Origin of the sequence: Hydrogenoanaerobacterium sp. (assembly GCF_032017025.1) — a bacterium.
Lineage (GTDB): Bacteria > Bacillota > Clostridia > Oscillospirales > Ruminococcaceae > Hydrogenoanaerobacterium.
In genome coordinates, this window is the sequence record NZ_DALZQO010000020.1 from 41,628 (window position 1) to 58,242 (window position 16,615).

Sequence of the window (16,615 nt, forward strand, 5' to 3'; positions counted from 1 at the left end):
TTTATATAGAGCTTTTTATGATATATCTTAAGGTGGAAAGGCGGTTTGATCGATGGAAGAAAGGGAAAACAGCATACCGGGGAGCGAACGGCAAAAAAATCGCCTATTTGTTAGAAGCGCTTACGAATGGGTGGAATCCATTGCGTTTGCAGTAATCACTGTCGTGCTTATCTTTACCTTTCTGTTCCGCATTGTCGGGGTAGAGGGGCAGTCGATGGAGCCGACGCTGCACAACGGTAATTTCATCGTGATTTCCGACCTGTTTTTTGAACCCCGCAACAACGATGTTGTGGTTATCACGCCTACGGCAAGCTTTGATGTTCCCATTGTCAAACGTGTTATCGCAACAAGTGGGCAGACAGTGGATATCGATTTTAAAAAAGGTGTGGTATATGTTGATGGCGAAGCGCTGGATGAGCCGTATATTGCCGAGCCCACCAATCTATACTATGATATGAGATTTCCGCAGACAGTACCCGAAGGCTGCATTTTTGTAATGGGCGACAACCGCAATCACTCGCTCGATAGCCGCGACAGCAGCATTGGCATGGTAGATACGCGTTATGTGCTTGGCAAGGCTCTGCTGCGCATTCTGCCCGTTACACAGATTGGCGCTATTCGCTGACGGAAAGATACCAGGACGAAACCTGCAAGGAGGAACAAAACAATGACTGAGATACCATCCATTCAGTGGTTTCCGGGGCATATGGCAAAAACACGGCGGCTAATGCAGGCGAACCTGCCGCTTGTTGATATTATTATTGAGCTGACCGACGCGCGCATTCCTGCATCCAGCCGCAACCCCGAAATTGATAAGCTGACTGGGGGCAAGCCCAGAATTGTGCTGCTCAATAAATGCGACGCAGCCGACGAACGTATCGTTGCAAAGTGGTGCGATTTCTATAAAAAGCAGGGTGTGGCGGCGCTGCCCACCGACTGCCGGAGCGGCAGAGGGCTGGGGCAGTTTATTCCGCTGGTTAAAGAGGTGCTCAGCGATGAACTTGCCCGCCGTGAACAGAAGGGAATGTCCGGTAAGCCGATCCGCATGATGATCGTCGGCATTCCCAATGCGGGCAAATCCTCGTTTATCAACCGCATGGCAAACTCCAAGCGTACTAAAGTGGAAGACCGCCCCGGTGTTACGCGCGGCAAGCAGTGGGTGAGCCTTGATAAGGGCTTTGACCTGCTTGATATGCCCGGTGTTTTGTGGCCGAAATTTGAAGACCCCTTGGTGGGCGAACGCCTTGCATTTACCGGCGCGGTTAAGGATGATGTAATTGACATTGAGCTGCTGGCAATGCGCCTGCTTGATCGGCTAAACCGCGATTACCATAGCCTGCTGTGCGCACGCTACAACCTCACCGATGACGAAACCGCAGATATCGAGCCATATGATTTGCTCACGCTTGTAGGCAGAAAGCGCGGTATGCTCATTTCACGCGGTGAGGTTAACACCGAACGTGCCGCAATTATGGTGCTCGATGAATTCCGCAGCGGAACAATCGGTCGCATTACGCTGGAAAGCCCGCCGGAGGCAGACGCATGAGCCTGTACGAATTTGAAAAACAAGCCTACGAAAAGCACGGCTTTCATACGATATGCGGCATCGACGAGGCGGGCAGAGGTCCTTTGGCCGGCCCCGTCTATGCCGCTGCTGTCATTTTACCCCGCGATATCGAAATTGAGGGGCTTAACGATTCCAAAAAGCTTTCTGAGAAAAAACGGGAGCTTCTTTTTCAGGAGATTATTAACAAGGCGCTGGCATTTCGCATCGAGGCGGTAGAGGAGCAGGTCATCGATGAAATTAACATCCTAAACGCCACTATGCTCGGTATGAAGCGCGCGGCGGAGGGGCTTTCCATAAAGCCCGATATCGCTTACATAGACGGCAACAAATGCCCCGAACTGCACGGTATTCCCGCCGAATTTGTCATCGGCGGCGATGCAAAGTCTGCTTCCATAGCGGCGGCATCCATTCTTGCCAAGGTCAGCCGTGATCACTACATGCTCGAGCTGGCAAAGCAGTATCCGCAGTATCAGTTTGAACGCCACAAGGGCTACGGTACCAAGCTGCATTACGAAATGCTTGCGCAGTACGGCATTTCACCCATTCATCGGCGCAGCTTTTTGAAAAAATTGATGGGGGCGGGTAAGTGAAAGCCGTTGAACTCGGCCGCATTGGCGAAGAATATGCCGTAAGCTATCTGCAACAAGCAGGGCTAAGGGTTGCCACACGCAATTTTCACTCCGCTTTCGGTGAAATTGACATTATTGCCGAAAATGAGCAGTATATTGTGTTTGTAGAGGTAAAAACCCGCGCACAGAACTGCCTTGGCGCACCGGCAGATGCAGTAGGGCGGCAAAAGCAGCGGCGTATTATAAAAACGGCCGCCTGTTACCTGCTGGAGCACCCATGCGAGCTGCAGCCGCGTTTTGATGTGATTGAGATTCTAACTGCGTCAGACGGCAAGGTGATCAGCTGCAACCATTTCAAAAACGCGTTCTGGGCACAGTCAGGTGCAGATGTTTTTTGCTTGTGAATTTTGAGAGGGGTAAGTGAGCTGTGAAAGTATTTGATTTACACTGCGATACCATCACCGAGCTTTGTGCGTCTGGCGAAAATCTGGTCAACAATACCCGTCAGCTCTCGCTGGACCGGGCATGCTTTGAAAGCTATGTTCAAACCTTTGCTATTTTTATGCCTGACCAATACCGGGGGCAGGCGGCAATTGATTATTTCGATCGCAACCTGTGTTATTTCAAAGCCCAAATGGCTTGCTACAGCAGTTGTATTGAGCAAGCCTATACCGGCGGCGATCTTTCGCGCATTCTGCACAGCGGTAAAGCGGCGGCAATCCTTTCAATCGAGGGCGGTTCCGCGCTTGCAGGTGATCTTACCCGCGTTCCGTACCTAAAGCAGCAGGGCGTTTCGTTCTTAACGCTTACATGGAATGGCGAAAATGAGCTTGGCAGCGGCACCGTTGCCAACAGCCGGCTCACCTCGTTTGGCAGGGAAGCAGTTGCCGTACTTGAGCAAAACGGCATTATTGTAGATGCATCACACCTTTCGGATAACGGCTTTGATGACCTTCTGCAAATTGCAACCAAACCGTTTGTGGCGACCCATTCCAATTCCCGTACGGTCTGCGCGGTTCCACGCAACCTGCGTGACGACCAATTCTGCGAAATTGTAAAACGCGGCGGGTTGGTGGGCATCAATTTTTACCCCGTCTTTCTTCGCGAACAGGACGTGGAAAAAGCTGATTTTCACGATATACTGCGGCATGTCGAGCACTTTCTTGCGCTTGGCGGCGAGAATACACTTGCACTCGGTTCAGATTTTGACGGTGCGTCCATGCCTGCCGATTTAAATTCTATTGAAAAAATTGCAAATCTATACGATTTTATGGTACAATCAATCTCAGATAAAATTCTTGTGGATAAGATGTTTTTTGAAAATGCGTATCGCTTTTATCAAAAGAATTTCAGATAGTTAAAAGAAAAAGAGGTCTTTCCTATGAACTACATCAGTACCAGAGATAAACAACAAAAAGTATCCTCTGCCACTGCCATTGCAAATGGCATTTCAAAAGAGGGTGGGTTGTTTGTTCCCGAATGCTTTCCGCAGCTCACCGAGGAGCGGCTGCTCAAGCTTTCAAAGCTGAGCTATGTTGAGCGCGCCAAAAACATCCTCGGCGATTACCTCACCGATTTTACTGCCGACGAGCTGTACCATTGCGTTGCCGGCGCGTATACCGACAAATTTGGGGACGGCTCCGTTACCCGCATGGCAAAACTTGGTGACGACGTTTATATGCTGGAGCTGTGGCATGGCCCTACCTGTGCGTTTAAGGATATGGCGCTGCAGCTGTTGCCTTATCTGCTCACCACCTCTGCGAAGAAAACCGTAGACGGCAAAGAAATTGTGATTTTGGTTGCCACCTCGGGCGATACCGGCAAGGCCGCGCTGGAAGGTTTTAAAGATGTTGACGGTACCCGTATTATGGTGTTCTACCCCGAACAGGGCGTCAGCCCCATGCAGAAGCTTCAAATGGCAACGCAGGAGGGTGGCAACGTCACCGTTTGCGCCATTAAAGGCAATTTTGACGACGCGCAAACCGCGGTAAAACAAATCTTTACCGATAATGCGCTGGCAGAGCAGCTTGCGGCAAACGGCAAAATGTTCTCCTCCGCAAACTCGATCAACTGGGGCAGACTGGTACCGCAGATTGTCTACTACATTAGCGCTTACTGCGATCTGCTTGCCGATGAAGAGATTGCCATCGGCGATAAGATTAACGTTTGCGTGCCAACCGGAAACTTCGGCAATATTCTTGCCGCATATTACGCAAAACAAATGGGGCTGCCCATCGCCAAGTTTATTTGTGCGTCCAACCAGAACAATGTTCTCACCGATTTTATCAAAACCGGTACCTACGATAAAAACAGGGCGTTTCATGCCACCATCTCTCCTTCGATGGATATCCTCATCTCCTCGAATCTTGAGCGCCTGCTGTTTGCCCTGCAAGGTAATGATGATGCTGCGGTAAGAAACCTGATGAGCGATTTGGGTACGAAAGGCAGCTACACCGTAACAGACCCTGTCCGCGAACGGCTGCGGGCGGAGTTTTACGGCGGCTGCTGTGACGATGCCGCTACCAAAGCCGCGATACACAGCATCTTTGAAGAGTATTCTTACCTGTGCGATACACACACGGCGGTTGCTGTGAACGTCTACCAGAACTATGTGAAAGAGACAGGGGACAACACCAAAACAGTAATTGCCTCCACCGCAAGCCCGTTCAAGTTTTCGCAAAGCGTACTTGAAGCACTTACAGGCAGCACAGAGGGGCTTTCTGAGTTTGAAATGGCAGATAAGCTCTCTGAGCTTTCCGGTTGTACAATTCCAGAGAGTTTGGCGGCGCTCAAGGGCAGAGCACCCCGTTTTAACGATGTCTGCGACAAAGCAGATATCGGCGAATATGTGGTAAAACAATTAAAGTTAAAGTAATAGAAAGAGGAATTCATGAGCATATATGCAATCGGCGACCTGCACCTTTCTCTGGGTACCGATAAACCTATGGATGTTTTTTCGGGCTGGCACAACTATGTGCAACGTTTGACCGAAAACTGGAACAAAGCCATTAAGCCGGAGGATACCGTAGTTCTCGCGGGAGATACCTCGTGGGCAATGACGCTGGAGCAAACCCTCTCCGATTTCCGTTTTTTGAACAGCCTGCCCGGTGAAAAATATATTATCAAGGGCAATCACGATTATTGGTGGACGTCGAAAACCAAGATGGAGGCGTTTTTTGCCGCAAACGGGCTTTCCACACTGCACATTCTGCACAACAGTGCTGTGCAGGCCGAAGGAAAGGTGCTTTGCGGTACACGGGGTTGGTTGTTTGAAAAAGGTGAAGCGCACGACATTAAAATTCTCGCGCGCGAAGCGGCGAGGCTTCAGCTATCCATCGACGCGGCTAAAAAAATGCAGGGTGAGCGGATCGTGTTTCTGCATTATCCGCCGGTTTATGGCGATGAAATCTCCGCTGAAATTATTGATGTTCTGCTCAAAAACGGCATTAAAAAGTGTTATTACGGGCATATTCATTCCACCGGCTGCGCCTATGCGCTGAACGGTGAGTATCTGGGAGTGGATTTTAGGCTTATTTCAAGCGATTTTTTACGTTTTAACCCAGTAAAAATAAACGAAATAGTAGAATTTTAAAACAAGATATGGTATAATTAAAATGTTTCGCACTCATACAACATTTGCATGACAGATAGGTTGCATACCGGCTTCCTGTCCGATGCGTGGCACATCGCGAAACGGCTAAGCGCCGATGTGCAGTGTATAGTTTGTGCATCATTACAGGAGGAAGTTAACAATGAAACTAGTCAAAGCAGAAAAGATTGAGACCAATCGTTATCAGCTCGAGATTTCCATCGGTGCTGAGGAATTTGAGGCAGCAATTGAAAAAGCATATCGCAAAAACGTAAAACAAATCAATATGCCCGGCTTCAGAAAAGGCAAAGCACCCAGAAAAATGATTGAAAAAGTATATGGTGAAGGCGTTTTCTATGAGGATGCTATCAACGATATTTACCCCAAGGCTTACAGCGATGCTGTTGATGAAGCTAAAATTGAGCCCGTTGACAAGGCTGAAATTGAAATGTCTGATGTTGACAAAAACGGCTTTACCTTTAAAGCAACCGTTACAGTAAAACCTGAGGTTACTGTAAAAGACTACAAGGGCATTGAGGCTGTTAAATACACCGCCGAGGTGAGCGATGCCGATATTGACGCAGAGCTGGATAGAATGCGCGAGCGCGCAGGCAGACTTGTACCCGTTGAGGGCAGAGCTGCCGAGCTTGGCGATACCGCTGTTATCGACTTTGAAGGTTTTTGCGATGGCGTAGCATTCGAAGGCGGCAAGGGCGAAAACTTCCCGCTGCAGTTGGGCTCCGGCCAGTTTATTCCCGGTTTTGAGGAGCAGGTTGTAGGCAAAGAGATTGGTGCAGAGTTTGACGTTGAGGTAACGTTCCCCGAGCAATACGGTGAAGAGAGCCTTGCTGGCAAGCCCGCTGTATTCAAATGCAAGCTGAATGAGCTCAAAGCAAAGGAACTGCCTGCAATCGATGATGAGCTGGCAAAAGATATGAGCGAGTTCTCGACATTGGATGAGCTGAAAGCAGATATCAAGGAAAAAATGCAGGTTCGTAAAGACAAAGCTGCACAGGATGATCTTGAGAACAGATTGATTGACACTGTAATTGAGAATATGGAAGCTGAGATTCCTCAGTGCATGTTCGATGCAAGAATCGACCAAAGCGTAAAAGAGTTCGAGTACAGGCTGCAGTCTCAGGGGCTCAACCTTGATTCTTACCTGCAGTATACCAATATGGAGCATAGCGCATTCCGCAAAACCTTTGCAGAGCAGGCCGACAAACAGGTGAAAATTCGCCTTGCTCTTGAGAAAATTGTAGAGCTCGAGGGGCTCACCGCTTCGGAAGAAGACGTGAACAAAGAATACGAGACCATGGCTGCAAACTATGGCATGCCTGCCGACCAAATTAAAAAAATGGTTCCCGCAGACGAAATTGCGAAGGATCTCGCTGTAAACAAAGCGATTGATCTGGTTCGCGACAGCGCTGTTGTAACCACCGAGGCTGCGGCCGGTGCAGAGGAAGAAGCTGCACCTGCTAAGAAAAAAGCGCCCGCTAAGAAAAAAGCACCTGCTAAGAAGAAAGCAGAAAAAGCTGAGGATGCTGAATAATCATTTTGAGCTTTGTGAAACTGGCAGGGTTTATTTACACGGCCAGTTGGCCCAGTAAAATAACCTGTTTTTCTAAAATCTACATGCGCTGTAAGGCGCATAGAAGCGGCGAAACTGTCCAATCATTTATATTGAGACTGCCGCCATCATTTAATGAGGTGTGTTTTTGAGCAGGGGCTTTCTGCTTGCGGCTTACGGAGGGTTTCTTCCCGCACGAAGAAATCGTTCGCTTTTCAGTTCTCATTAAAGTAATGATCGTGCGGAGAAATGGGTGATTGCTATGGCATTGGTGCCAACCGTCATCGAGCAAACCAACCGTGGTGAGCGTGCGTATGACATTTTTTCCAGACTGTTAAACGACCGTATCGTCATGCTTTGTGACGAGGTCAACGATACAACAGCGGGTCTTGTTGTGGCTCAGCTTCTGTTCTTAGAGGGGCAGGATCCGGACAAAGACATTTCTCTTTATATTAATAGCCCCGGTGGCTCTATCACAGCAGGTATGGCAATTTACGACACCATGAATTATATCAAGTGTGACGTTTCTACCACCTGCATCGGTATGGCGGCATCTATGGGTGCTTTTCTGCTCACAGCAGGTGCTAAGGGCAAACGTTTTGCCCTGCCCAACAGTGAGATTATGATTCATCAACCGTTAGGTGGCACACGCGGTCAGGCAACCGATATCAAAATTCACGCGGAGCGCATTTTGAGAATTAAGGCAAACCTGAACAAAATGATGGCAGAAGCAACAGGTCAGCCCCTTGAGGTGATCGAACGCGACACCGAGCGCGACAACTTTATGTCCGCAGAAGAGGCGCAAAAATACGGTTTGATTGATAAGGTCATCGCAAAGAAATAATATAATTAATATCGGAGGGCTGATCTGATTCTTCGGGTCAGCCTATCCGTTTTCCTAAGAGCTTATGGAGGGTAATACCAATGGCCAACCGATACGACGATAACAAACCTCTGCGCTGTTCGTTCTGCGGTAAAACACAGGAGCAGGTTACTCGCATGATTGCAGGCTCCGGTGTATGCATCTGCAACGAATGTGTAGAGCTTTGTCAGCATGTGCTGGATGATGAGGGATATGTCCCGCAGAAAAAGAAATCATCCAAAGAGGAGCAGGAGCTTAATATTCCGAAACCGCGTGAAATCAAAGAAACGCTGGACGAATATGTAATAGGGCAAGAGAAGGCCAAAATTGCGCTTTCTGTTGCGGTATACAACCACTACAAGCGCATCTACTTTGGTGCAGGTTCCGATGTGGAACTGCAAAAAAGTAATGTGCTGATGGTAGGTCCCACCGGTGTTGGTAAAACACTGTTGGCACAGACACTCGCTAAGATTCTCGATGTACCCTTTGCCATTGCCGACGCCACCACCTTAACCGAGGCCGGCTACGTGGGCGAAGATGTTGAGAATATTCTTTTGCGCTTGATTCAGGCTGCCGATTTTGACATTCAAAAGGCAGAACGCGGCATCATTTACATCGATGAGATCGATAAAATTGCAAGAAAATCCGAGAACCCGTCCATCACCCGCGATGTCAGCGGCGAGGGTGTACAGCAGGCTCTCCTGAAAATTCTCGAGGGTACGGTGTCAAATGTTCCCCCGCAGGGCGGACGCAAGCACCCGCAGCAGGAGTTTATTCAAATCAACACCTCGAACATCTTGTTCATCTGCGGTGGTGCTTTTGACGGCGTTGAAAAAATCATTGAAAAACGTCTGAACAAATCTGCGTCGATGGGCTTCGGTGCACAGCTAATCGACAAAAAGACTAAGGAAAAAGATTATCTGGTGCAGAAGATCGAAGCGCACGACCTTGTGAAGTTTGGTTTGATTCCCGAGCTTGTTGGCCGTGTCCCGGTGCTTGCACCACTCGAAAATCTTGACGAAGGCGCGCTGGTGCGCATCCTCACCGAGCCGAAAAACTCGATGATGAAGCAGTATACGCGATTGTTCGATTTGGACGGCATTGCACTCAACTTTGAACATGAAGCGCTGGTTAGTGTTGCTGAAAAGGCAATTGCCCAAAAGGCAGGTGCACGCGGCTTGCGGTCGATTATGGAGGGGATACTCTCGGATGCGATGTTCAATGCCCCGTCCGATCACACCATCGAGACGATTACCGTCACGAAAGCTTGTGTCGAAGGCAAAGAGCCGCCAATCTTTTCGTACAATCCTGCAAGAAAGCCGTCAAAGCTTCAGCTTTCTTCCAAGCGTGCACAGCCCCGTTCCAAGTCATCCTCTTCCGTGTCTTAACGTCATAACAAACAGAAAGGCAGCCGCTGTTCGGCTGCTTTTTGTGTATCTATAAAATGCAGGATGCAAGCTTAACTCTTGCAAAATATACGTTTATCCTGTATAATTACAGTCAATACAAAAACAATCCACATTTTATAATATAACTTTTTGTTGCAGAACAAAAGTAAGCTTGGGGCACTGCGCAAGTGGTTCTTCAAACTGATGCCACTGTGCAGATGAATTTCTGCACAGTGTAAAATTCCGAATAAAGGAGGAAATTGTATGGAAAACATTACAGCGCAGGAAACACGCTTTACCATACCAATGCTTGCACTGAGAGGCTTGGTACTGTTTCCTAAAATGGTGCTTCATTTTGATGTGGGCAGAGAAAAGTCGGTAACTGCGCTCAATGAGGCGATGCAAAAAGATCAGCAGATTTTTCTGGTAGCGCAGAAGGATATTAAGGTAGATGACCCGAAAGAGGAAGATTTATACCGCGTTGGTGTGGTTGCCGAAATTCGTCAGATTCTGAAATCCTCCGGAAATACTCTGCGTGTTTTGGTGGAGGGGAGCTACCGCGCCCGCCTAATTGACATCACAGATGAAGGCAATGTCTTGCAGGCTACGGTTGAAAAGCACCCGTTGAAAGCTTCGCGCTATCCGCGTACGGCTCTTTGTGACGCACTGATGCGTACAGTAAAAGAGCTGTTTGAGGAGTATTGCTACCTCACCCCCAAAATGCCGCGTGATATGATTGTCAACGCGGTGTCCAGTGAAGACCCCATTTATCTCTGCGAATACATAACGGCCAATATTCCACTGAATGTTGAAGAAAAACAGCGCATTCTCGAGGAATCGGTGATTACCAAGCGCCTTGAAGAACTTGCGGGTATTTTAGAAAATGAAAATAATATTCTCAGCCTCGAAAAAGATATCTACGATAAGGTCAAAGAGCAGGTAGACCAGCATCAGCGCGAATATTTCTTGCGCGAGCAGCTGAAAGTGATTTCCGACGAGCTAGGTGAAACAGAATCTCCCATGGATGAAGCCGATGAATACATGGCAAAAATCGCAAAGCTTGGCCTTGCGGAAGAAGCGGAAAAGAAGCTGATTCAGGAGACAGAACGGCTTTCACGCTTACCCAACAATTCGCAGGAGGCAGCGGTTATACGCACCTACCTTGATACCTGTCTAGAGCTTCCGTGGAACACTGCCACCAAAGAAAAAGCCGACCTCGCACGCGCCAAAAAGATTTTGGACGGAGATCACTACGGGCTTACAAAGGTGAAAGAGCGTATTCTCGAGCTTATTGCAGTGCGTAAGCTTGCTCCGGATATCAAAGGACAGATTATCTGTCTGGTAGGTCCTCCGGGTGTGGGTAAAACCTCCATCGCAAAATCCATCGCAAAGGCACTCAACCGCAATTATACCCGCATTTCGCTGGGTGGCGTGCGCGATGAATCCGATATCCGTGGTCACCGTAAAACCTATGTGGGCTCTATGCCGGGTCGTCTCATCAATGCGCTCAAGCTGGCAGGCAGTAAAAACCCGCTGATTCTGCTTGATGAGATTGACAAACTCGGTAACGACTTCCGCGGCGACCCGTCCTCGGCACTGCTTGAGGTGCTCGACAGTGAACAAAACAATGCGTTCCGCGACCACTACATCGAGCTGCCGTTTGACCTCAGCGAGGTGCTGTTTATCACAACAGCCAACAACCGCGATGCCATCCCCGATCCGCTGCTCGACCGTATGGAATTAATCGAGCTTACCAGCTATACCCGTGAGGAAAAATTCCACATTGCGAAGAAATATCTTGTACCCAAGCAGACAAAACGCCATGGCTTGAACGCGAGAACACTCAAAATTGCCGATGATGCACTCTATGCACTCGCCGACAATTACACCCGCGAGGCCGGTGTTCGTACGCTGGAGCGCACGATTGCGTCGCTGTGCCGTAAAGCTGCCAAAGCAATTGTCGCCGGTAGCGAGAAAAAAGTAACGGTCAACAATAGCAATATCACTCAGTTTTTAGGCCCTCGCCGCTTTAAACCCGAGGAAGTGGAACAGAAAAATGAAATTGGTTTGGTAAACGGTCTGGCATGGACATCGGTAGGCGGTGAGATGCTTCAAATTGAGGTTGCTATTCTGGACGGTACCGGGAAACTGGAGCTGACCGGACAGCTTGGCGATGTGATGAAGGAGTCGGCGCATGCTGCTCTCAGCTACATTCGTTCACGTGCACATACGCTGAATATTGAACCGGATTTTTATAAGAATAAGGATATCCACATCCATATTCCCGAGGGTGCTATCCCGAAAGACGGTCCGTCAGCGGGCGTTACCATCTGTACGGCTGTGGTGTCGGCACTTTCTGGCACCCCTGTTCGCTACGATGTCGCTATGACAGGGGAGATCACCCTGCGCGGTCGCGTCCTGCCCATCGGCGGACTAAAAGAGAAAACGATGGCTGCATACCGTGCCGGTATCAAAACCGTTGTCATTCCCAAAAATAACGAGCCCGATCTGGCGGAGCTTGACCCTGTTGTAACCGAGCACATTAAATTTGTTACAGCAGAACAGATTGATACCGTGCTGAAAACCGCACTGATCTCGGCGTACGAAAGCCACATGGTGCAAAGCGCGGTATCCATTGTTAAAACGAGCGAGCTTGCGCCAAAGCAAGATATTATTACACAGTAAGGGGAGAAAGCTATGAAATGGAATCAGGTAGAGTTTGAGGCATCATATGGTCTGTTTGAGCAGATTCCACCCTGTGAGACCATTGAGATCGCTTTTTCCGGAAGGTCAAACGTGGGTAAATCATCGCTGATTAATAAAATATTCAACCGCAAATCAATTGCCAGGGTAAGCTCCATGCCGGGTAAAACCACCACCATCAACTTCTTCCGGCTTGAGAATGTACGCTTTGCCGACCTGCCGGGCTACGGCTACGCCAAGGTTGCCAAAACCGAAAAGCAGCGCTGGTCAAACCTTATCAGCAATTATTTGCACAGCGACCGTGATATTGTACTGGTGTTTCAGCTGATTGATATGCGCCATGCACCCACCAAAGATGATTTGCAGATGATTGACTATCTGGTCGAGTCAGAGACCCCGTTTGTCATTGTGCTTACCAAGGTGGATAAACTGAGACCTCGCCAGAGGGAAGAACGCCTTGCTGCGCTGCAAACTGAGTTGCCTTATGCTAATCAGATAACGATGATTGTTACCTCTGCCGAAACAGGCGAGGGTATGGATCAGATTCATGAGATTATCGAAGAGCTTGCGCAGGAAGAGCCCACCCTCGGCGAAGAGCCCCCGGAAACAAATCAATAATTTGCCTATTTGCGCATAAAATGGTTCGTGCCCAATATAGCCTTATTGTTTTCTGCCCTGTGGAATAAGAGCGATTTTTTAGACCTTTAAAAGGATATGATATGCCGGTGCAGGCCGGCGGAACGGAGCTTATTATGTTTGTATCAGATTGCTTAAATGTTAACGAACTGGGTCACCTCACCATTGGCGGTATGGATACCGTCGCGCTTGCCGAACAGTACGGAACTCCGCTTTATGTGATGGATGAGGAGCAGATACGCAGCAATTGCCGCAAATATAAAAGCTCGATCGACCGTTTTTACGGCGGGAACGGTATTGCTGCCTATGCAAGTAAGGCATTATGCTGCAAAGCTCTCTGCAAAATTGCAATGGAAGAGGGAATGGGGCTTGACGTGGTGTCTGGCGGCGAGCTGCATACCGCAATGAGTGTAGGCTTTCCCCCCGAGCATATCTTCTTCCATGGCAACAATAAAACCGTGGAGGAGCTGGTGACTGCACTTCAATACGGCGTTGGCAGAATCGTAGTTGATAACCTTACCGAGCTGGAGGTGCTCAACCAGCTTGCTCAGGCGCAGCACAAAAATGTAAACATCTTCTTCCGTATTAAACCGGGAATCGACGCACATACCCATGATTTCGTCCGTACCGGTCAGATCGACAGCAAATTCGGTTTCGCACTCGAAACCGGTGAGGCCATGGAGGCAGTAAAACAGGCTTTTGCCTATAAGAACATTACGCTCAAGGGAATACACTGCCATATCGGTTCGCAGATTTTTGATATTGAACCGTTTGAACTCGCAGCGCAGGTGATGCTTGGCTTTGTTGCGGATATCAAGAGAGAAACAGGTGTAGAGCTGCAGGAGCTCAACCTCGGCGGCGGCTTTGGCATCAAATATGTACCCGATCATCAGCCGGTGGAGTACGACCGCTATATGGAGCGTGTTTCCAAGGTGGTGCACGAAACCTGTGCCAATTTAGGGCTGCAAATTCCGTACATCATCATTGAGCCGGGGCGTTCGGTGGTGGGCAATGCAGGCATTACCCTGTATACCGTTGGTGCGGTAAAAAACATACCCGATGTTCGCACCTATGTTTCGGTGGATGGCGGTATGACCGACAACCCGCGTTATGCGCTGTACCACTCGGAATATCATGCCATGGTTGCCAATAAGGCAAACCAGCAGCGTGATATGACCGTCACCGTGGCGGGCAAATGCTGCGAAAGCGGAGATCTCATCGGCGAGGGTATGCTCATTCAAAAGGCACAGGCGGGCGATACACTGGCTGTGCTTGCGACGGGTGCCTACAATTATTCCATGTCCTCCAACTACAACCGCCTTCCAAAGCCCCCTGTGGTAATGGTGAAGGACGGCAGCGCGAGGGTTGTTATAAAGCGTGAAACCTTTGATGATATTCTTAAGAACGACTTGCTTTAATATACAAATAATCACTTTTAAAACAAAAAAATTCATATTTATGTTGTTTACTTTCACGGTTTAGTATGTTAAACTAAGGATGATCACTACTTTAACAAACACAAGCGTTAAATAGGCAGCTCTTTATTTTGCCGCACGCTTAACATAACTTTTGGAGGGCGTATTTATGAATTCAAAGCTGAAGGATATTAATGTCGAAATTTTATTCAAGGCGGTTCTTTCGCTGCAAACCATGGAGGAGTGCTATGATTTCTTTGATGATTTATGCACTGTTCCTGAGTTAAAAGCGCTGTCTCAGCGCCTTCAGGTTGCCAAAATGCTGGATGAGCATAAGGTTTACAGCGATATTGTCAATGTTACAGGTGCTTCCACGGCTACCATCAGCAGGGTGAACCGTTCACTCAACTATGGTTGCGACGGTTATCGCATTATTTTCGACCGCCTGGATGCTCAAAAGAAGGATTAATTGCAATGGCATACACCTATTTTGCCAATTATTACGACCGTTTGACAGGGAATGTATCTTACCCTGAAAGGGCGCGTTATTTCGATACAATTATGAAACAAAATACAGACCATGTCGAATTACTACTGGATTTGGCATGTGGAACAGGCAGCCTATCGGCAGAGCTGGTAAACCTCGGTTACGATGTGATTGGGGTGGACAGCTCGGCTGAGATGCTGTCTTTTGCTGCGTCAAAAGCTCCGGGGGCATTATTTCTATGCCAGGACATGACTTCACTCAACCTTTACGGCACCATTGATGTCACTATCTGTGCGCTTGACAGCCTCAACCACATGATTGAGGAACAGGAGCTGCAGCGGGCATTCGATAGGGTGGCTATGTTTACCGCACCCAGTGGGCTGTTTATTTTTGATGTCAATACGGTGTATAAGCATCGTGCGGTGCTTGGCTGCAACACCTTTTTTTACGAAAATGAAGATTGCTGCTGCGTCTGGCAGAACGAATACAATGAACATCATCATATCGTTACTATCGATCTTGATTTTTTTGTAAAAGAAGGGGAAAACTACCGCCGTGAAAGCGAAAACTTTTGTGAACGTGCCTACACCCCTGAGGAACTCGACGGCTTCATCAAAGCTGCAGGGCTTGAAACTATTGCTGTTTATGGAGACGATACATTAGATGCTCCTACAGAAACCACGCAGCGGCTGATCTATGTTACGCGCAAGTTACCGGTTGAACGCGGCGGAATTGCTGCAAACAACACCAAATCAATTCGCATTCGGAGGAAAACCAGATTATGAGTAAAATTGTACGGGCAATATCTGCAAACGGTGGTATCGTTTGCACGGCTATAGATTCTACCAGCATTGCCGCGAAAGCAGAGCAGGTACACAAAACTTCCGCCGTAGTTACAGCAGCAATTGGCAGGCTTGCTACTGCTGCATCAATGATGGGCTGTGCACTCAAGGGCGAGGAGGATTCTATCACCATACGCCTTGCGGGTAACGGCCCCGTAGGCTCTATCATCGCAGTATCCGATTCGCAGGGAAACCCGCGCGTCTATGTGCAGAACCCAATTGTTGAGTTGCCCCTCAACCAGTATGGCAAGCTGGATGTCAAGGGTGCTGTGGGTACTTCAGGTAATCTGCAGGTGATTAAGGATATCGGTTTAAAAGAGCCATATATCGGCCAGATTCCCATTGTTTCGGGTGAAATTGCCGAGGACATTACAAGCTATTTCGCAATCAGCGAGCAGATTCCAACCGTTTGCGGGTTGGGGGTGCTGGTTAACCCCGATCTCACCGTAAAGGCGGCTGGCGGTTATCTGGTGCAGCTTTTGCCCGGTGCAACCGATGAAGAAATCGACCATCTTGAGAAAAATGTAAACGGCCTGCCTGCCATTTCGGCGCTTATTGCCGAGGGCGCTACCCCCGAACAGGTGTGCTTTAAGGTATTAGAGGGCTTTGAGCCGAATATTTTAGACGAATCGCATGTGGAGTACCGCTGCAACTGCAGTAAGGAGCGTATTGAGCGTGCCCTTATTTCACTTGGCGGCAAAGAACTGGGCGACATGGCAACGGAGCAGCCCACTACAGAAGTTGCCTGCCATTTTTGCAATAAAAAGTATGTTTTTACGAGCAAAGACATTCAAGATCTTGCGTTAAATAGCCTGTAAACATCAGGGTTTGTAGTACTTTAAAAGCTTTTCTAGTAAAAAAACAAAAAAATATATCGAAAATGCATTGACAATATCCACAAGGTATAGTATAATAAATCTCGTCGCTAAGGGCAAGGAAACAAAATGATGTGGGAGCATAGCTCAGCTGGGAGAGCATCTGCCTTAC

At 48.4% G+C, this 16,615-nt stretch carries 16 protein-coding genes; all 16 read left to right on the forward strand.

Annotation, left to right across the window (positions count from 1 at the left end):
- The first annotated feature begins 52 nt into the window (after positions 1–52).
- Positions 53–625, forward strand: coding sequence for a signal peptidase I (gene lepB, locus RTV33_RS11785; RefSeq protein WP_312644478.1), 573 nt, complete (start codon positions 53–55; stop codon positions 623–625).
- A gap of 42 nt (positions 626–667) precedes the next feature.
- Positions 668–1,546, forward strand: a complete 879-nt coding sequence (gene ylqF / locus RTV33_RS11790) for a ribosome biogenesis GTPase YlqF (protein WP_312644480.1) — start codon at positions 668–670, stop codon at positions 1,544–1,546.
- On the forward strand, positions 1,543–2,157 hold the full coding sequence (locus RTV33_RS11795) for a ribonuclease HII (protein WP_312644482.1): 615 nt from the start codon (positions 1,543–1,545) through the stop codon (positions 2,155–2,157). The genes ylqF and RTV33_RS11795 overlap by 4 nt, the downstream gene beginning before the upstream one ends.
- Positions 2,154–2,540: a YraN family protein gene (locus RTV33_RS11800; protein WP_312644483.1), complete on the forward strand. Its 387-nt coding sequence runs from the start codon at positions 2,154–2,156 to the stop codon at positions 2,538–2,540. The genes RTV33_RS11795 and RTV33_RS11800 overlap by 4 nt, the downstream gene beginning before the upstream one ends.
- A 23-nt stretch (positions 2,541–2,563) precedes the next feature.
- A complete protein-coding gene (locus RTV33_RS11805; protein ID WP_312644485.1) occupies positions 2,564–3,493 on the forward strand; it encodes a membrane dipeptidase in 930 nt (309 codons plus the stop codon).
- Between the two features lie 24 nt (positions 3,494–3,517).
- On the forward strand, positions 3,518–5,011 hold the full coding sequence (gene thrC, locus RTV33_RS11810; RefSeq protein ID WP_312644487.1) for a threonine synthase: 1,494 nt from the start codon (positions 3,518–3,520) through the stop codon (positions 5,009–5,011).
- Positions 5,012–5,026: 15 nt separating this feature from the next.
- Positions 5,027–5,728 (forward strand): metallophosphoesterase, encoded by a 702-nt coding sequence (locus RTV33_RS11815; RefSeq protein ID WP_312644488.1) that lies wholly within the window; start codon positions 5,027–5,029, stop codon positions 5,726–5,728.
- A gap of 160 nt (positions 5,729–5,888) precedes the next feature.
- Positions 5,889–7,277 (forward strand): trigger factor, encoded by a 1,389-nt coding sequence (gene tig / locus RTV33_RS11820; RefSeq protein ID WP_312644490.1) that lies wholly within the window; start codon positions 5,889–5,891, stop codon positions 7,275–7,277.
- A 280-nt stretch (positions 7,278–7,557) separates the two neighbouring features.
- Positions 7,558–8,139 (forward strand): ATP-dependent Clp endopeptidase proteolytic subunit ClpP, encoded by a 582-nt coding sequence (clpP, locus tag RTV33_RS11825; RefSeq protein WP_312644503.1) that lies wholly within the window; start codon positions 7,558–7,560, stop codon positions 8,137–8,139.
- Positions 8,140–8,219: 80 nt separating this feature from the next.
- Positions 8,220–9,545, forward strand: coding sequence for an ATP-dependent Clp protease ATP-binding subunit ClpX (clpX, locus tag RTV33_RS11830; protein WP_396327429.1), 1,326 nt, complete (start codon positions 8,220–8,222; stop codon positions 9,543–9,545).
- 264 nt (positions 9,546–9,809) lie between these two features.
- Positions 9,810–12,230, forward strand: a complete 2,421-nt coding sequence (gene lon, locus RTV33_RS11835; RefSeq protein ID WP_312644492.1) for an endopeptidase La — start codon at positions 9,810–9,812, stop codon at positions 12,228–12,230.
- Between the two features lie 12 nt (positions 12,231–12,242).
- The gene (yihA, locus tag RTV33_RS11840; RefSeq protein ID WP_312644494.1) at positions 12,243–12,866 is read left to right on the forward strand and encodes a ribosome biogenesis GTP-binding protein YihA/YsxC; all 624 of its coding nucleotides are present in this window, start codon (positions 12,243–12,245) and stop codon (positions 12,864–12,866) included.
- Positions 12,867–13,000: 134 nt separating this feature from the next.
- A complete protein-coding gene (gene lysA, locus RTV33_RS11845; protein ID WP_312644505.1) occupies positions 13,001–14,302 on the forward strand; it encodes a diaminopimelate decarboxylase in 1,302 nt (433 codons plus the stop codon).
- 166 nt (positions 14,303–14,468) lie between these two features.
- The gene (locus RTV33_RS11850) at positions 14,469–14,768 is read left to right on the forward strand and encodes a YerC/YecD family TrpR-related protein (RefSeq protein ID WP_312644495.1); all 300 of its coding nucleotides are present in this window, start codon (positions 14,469–14,471) and stop codon (positions 14,766–14,768) included.
- 5 nt (positions 14,769–14,773) lie between these two features.
- A complete protein-coding gene (locus RTV33_RS11855; protein ID WP_312644496.1) occupies positions 14,774–15,571 on the forward strand; it encodes a class I SAM-dependent methyltransferase in 798 nt (265 codons plus the stop codon).
- Positions 15,568–16,446, forward strand: a complete 879-nt coding sequence (hslO, locus tag RTV33_RS11860) for an Hsp33 family molecular chaperone HslO (RefSeq protein ID WP_312644498.1) — start codon at positions 15,568–15,570, stop codon at positions 16,444–16,446. Before RTV33_RS11855 ends, hslO begins: the two co-directional genes overlap by 4 nt.
- Positions 16,447–16,615 lie beyond the last annotated feature (169 nt).

Bases quoted from the DNA above. Each gene is read 5' to 3' on its own strand.
- ylqF (WP_312644480.1), top strand. From the start codon at position 668: ATGACTGAGATACCATCCATTCAGTGGTTTCCGGGGCATATGGCAAAA.
- clpX (WP_396327429.1), top strand. From the start codon at position 8,220: ATGGCCAACCGATACGACGATAACAAACCTCTGCGCTGTTCGTTCTGC.
- yihA (WP_312644494.1), top strand. From the start codon at position 12,243: ATGAAATGGAATCAGGTAGAGTTTGAGGCATCATATGGTCTGTTTGAG.
- RTV33_RS11795 (WP_312644482.1), top strand. From the start codon at position 1,543: ATGAGCCTGTACGAATTTGAAAAACAAGCCTACGAAAAGCACGGCTTT.
- clpP (WP_312644503.1), top strand. From the start codon at position 7,558: ATGGCATTGGTGCCAACCGTCATCGAGCAAACCAACCGTGGTGAGCGT.
- RTV33_RS11850 (WP_312644495.1), top strand. From the start codon at position 14,469: ATGAATTCAAAGCTGAAGGATATTAATGTCGAAATTTTATTCAAGGCG.
- hslO (WP_312644498.1), top strand. From the start codon at position 15,568: ATGAGTAAAATTGTACGGGCAATATCTGCAAACGGTGGTATCGTTTGC.
- RTV33_RS11815 (WP_312644488.1), top strand. From the start codon at position 5,027: ATGAGCATATATGCAATCGGCGACCTGCACCTTTCTCTGGGTACCGAT.
- lon (WP_312644492.1), top strand. From the start codon at position 9,810: ATGGAAAACATTACAGCGCAGGAAACACGCTTTACCATACCAATGCTT.
- tig (WP_312644490.1), top strand. From the start codon at position 5,889: ATGAAACTAGTCAAAGCAGAAAAGATTGAGACCAATCGTTATCAGCTC.
- thrC (WP_312644487.1), top strand. From the start codon at position 3,518: ATGAACTACATCAGTACCAGAGATAAACAACAAAAAGTATCCTCTGCC.
- lepB (WP_312644478.1), top strand. From the start codon at position 53: ATGGAAGAAAGGGAAAACAGCATACCGGGGAGCGAACGGCAAAAAAAT.
- lysA (WP_312644505.1), top strand. From the start codon at position 13,001: ATGTTTGTATCAGATTGCTTAAATGTTAACGAACTGGGTCACCTCACC.
- RTV33_RS11855 (WP_312644496.1), top strand. From the start codon at position 14,774: ATGGCATACACCTATTTTGCCAATTATTACGACCGTTTGACAGGGAAT.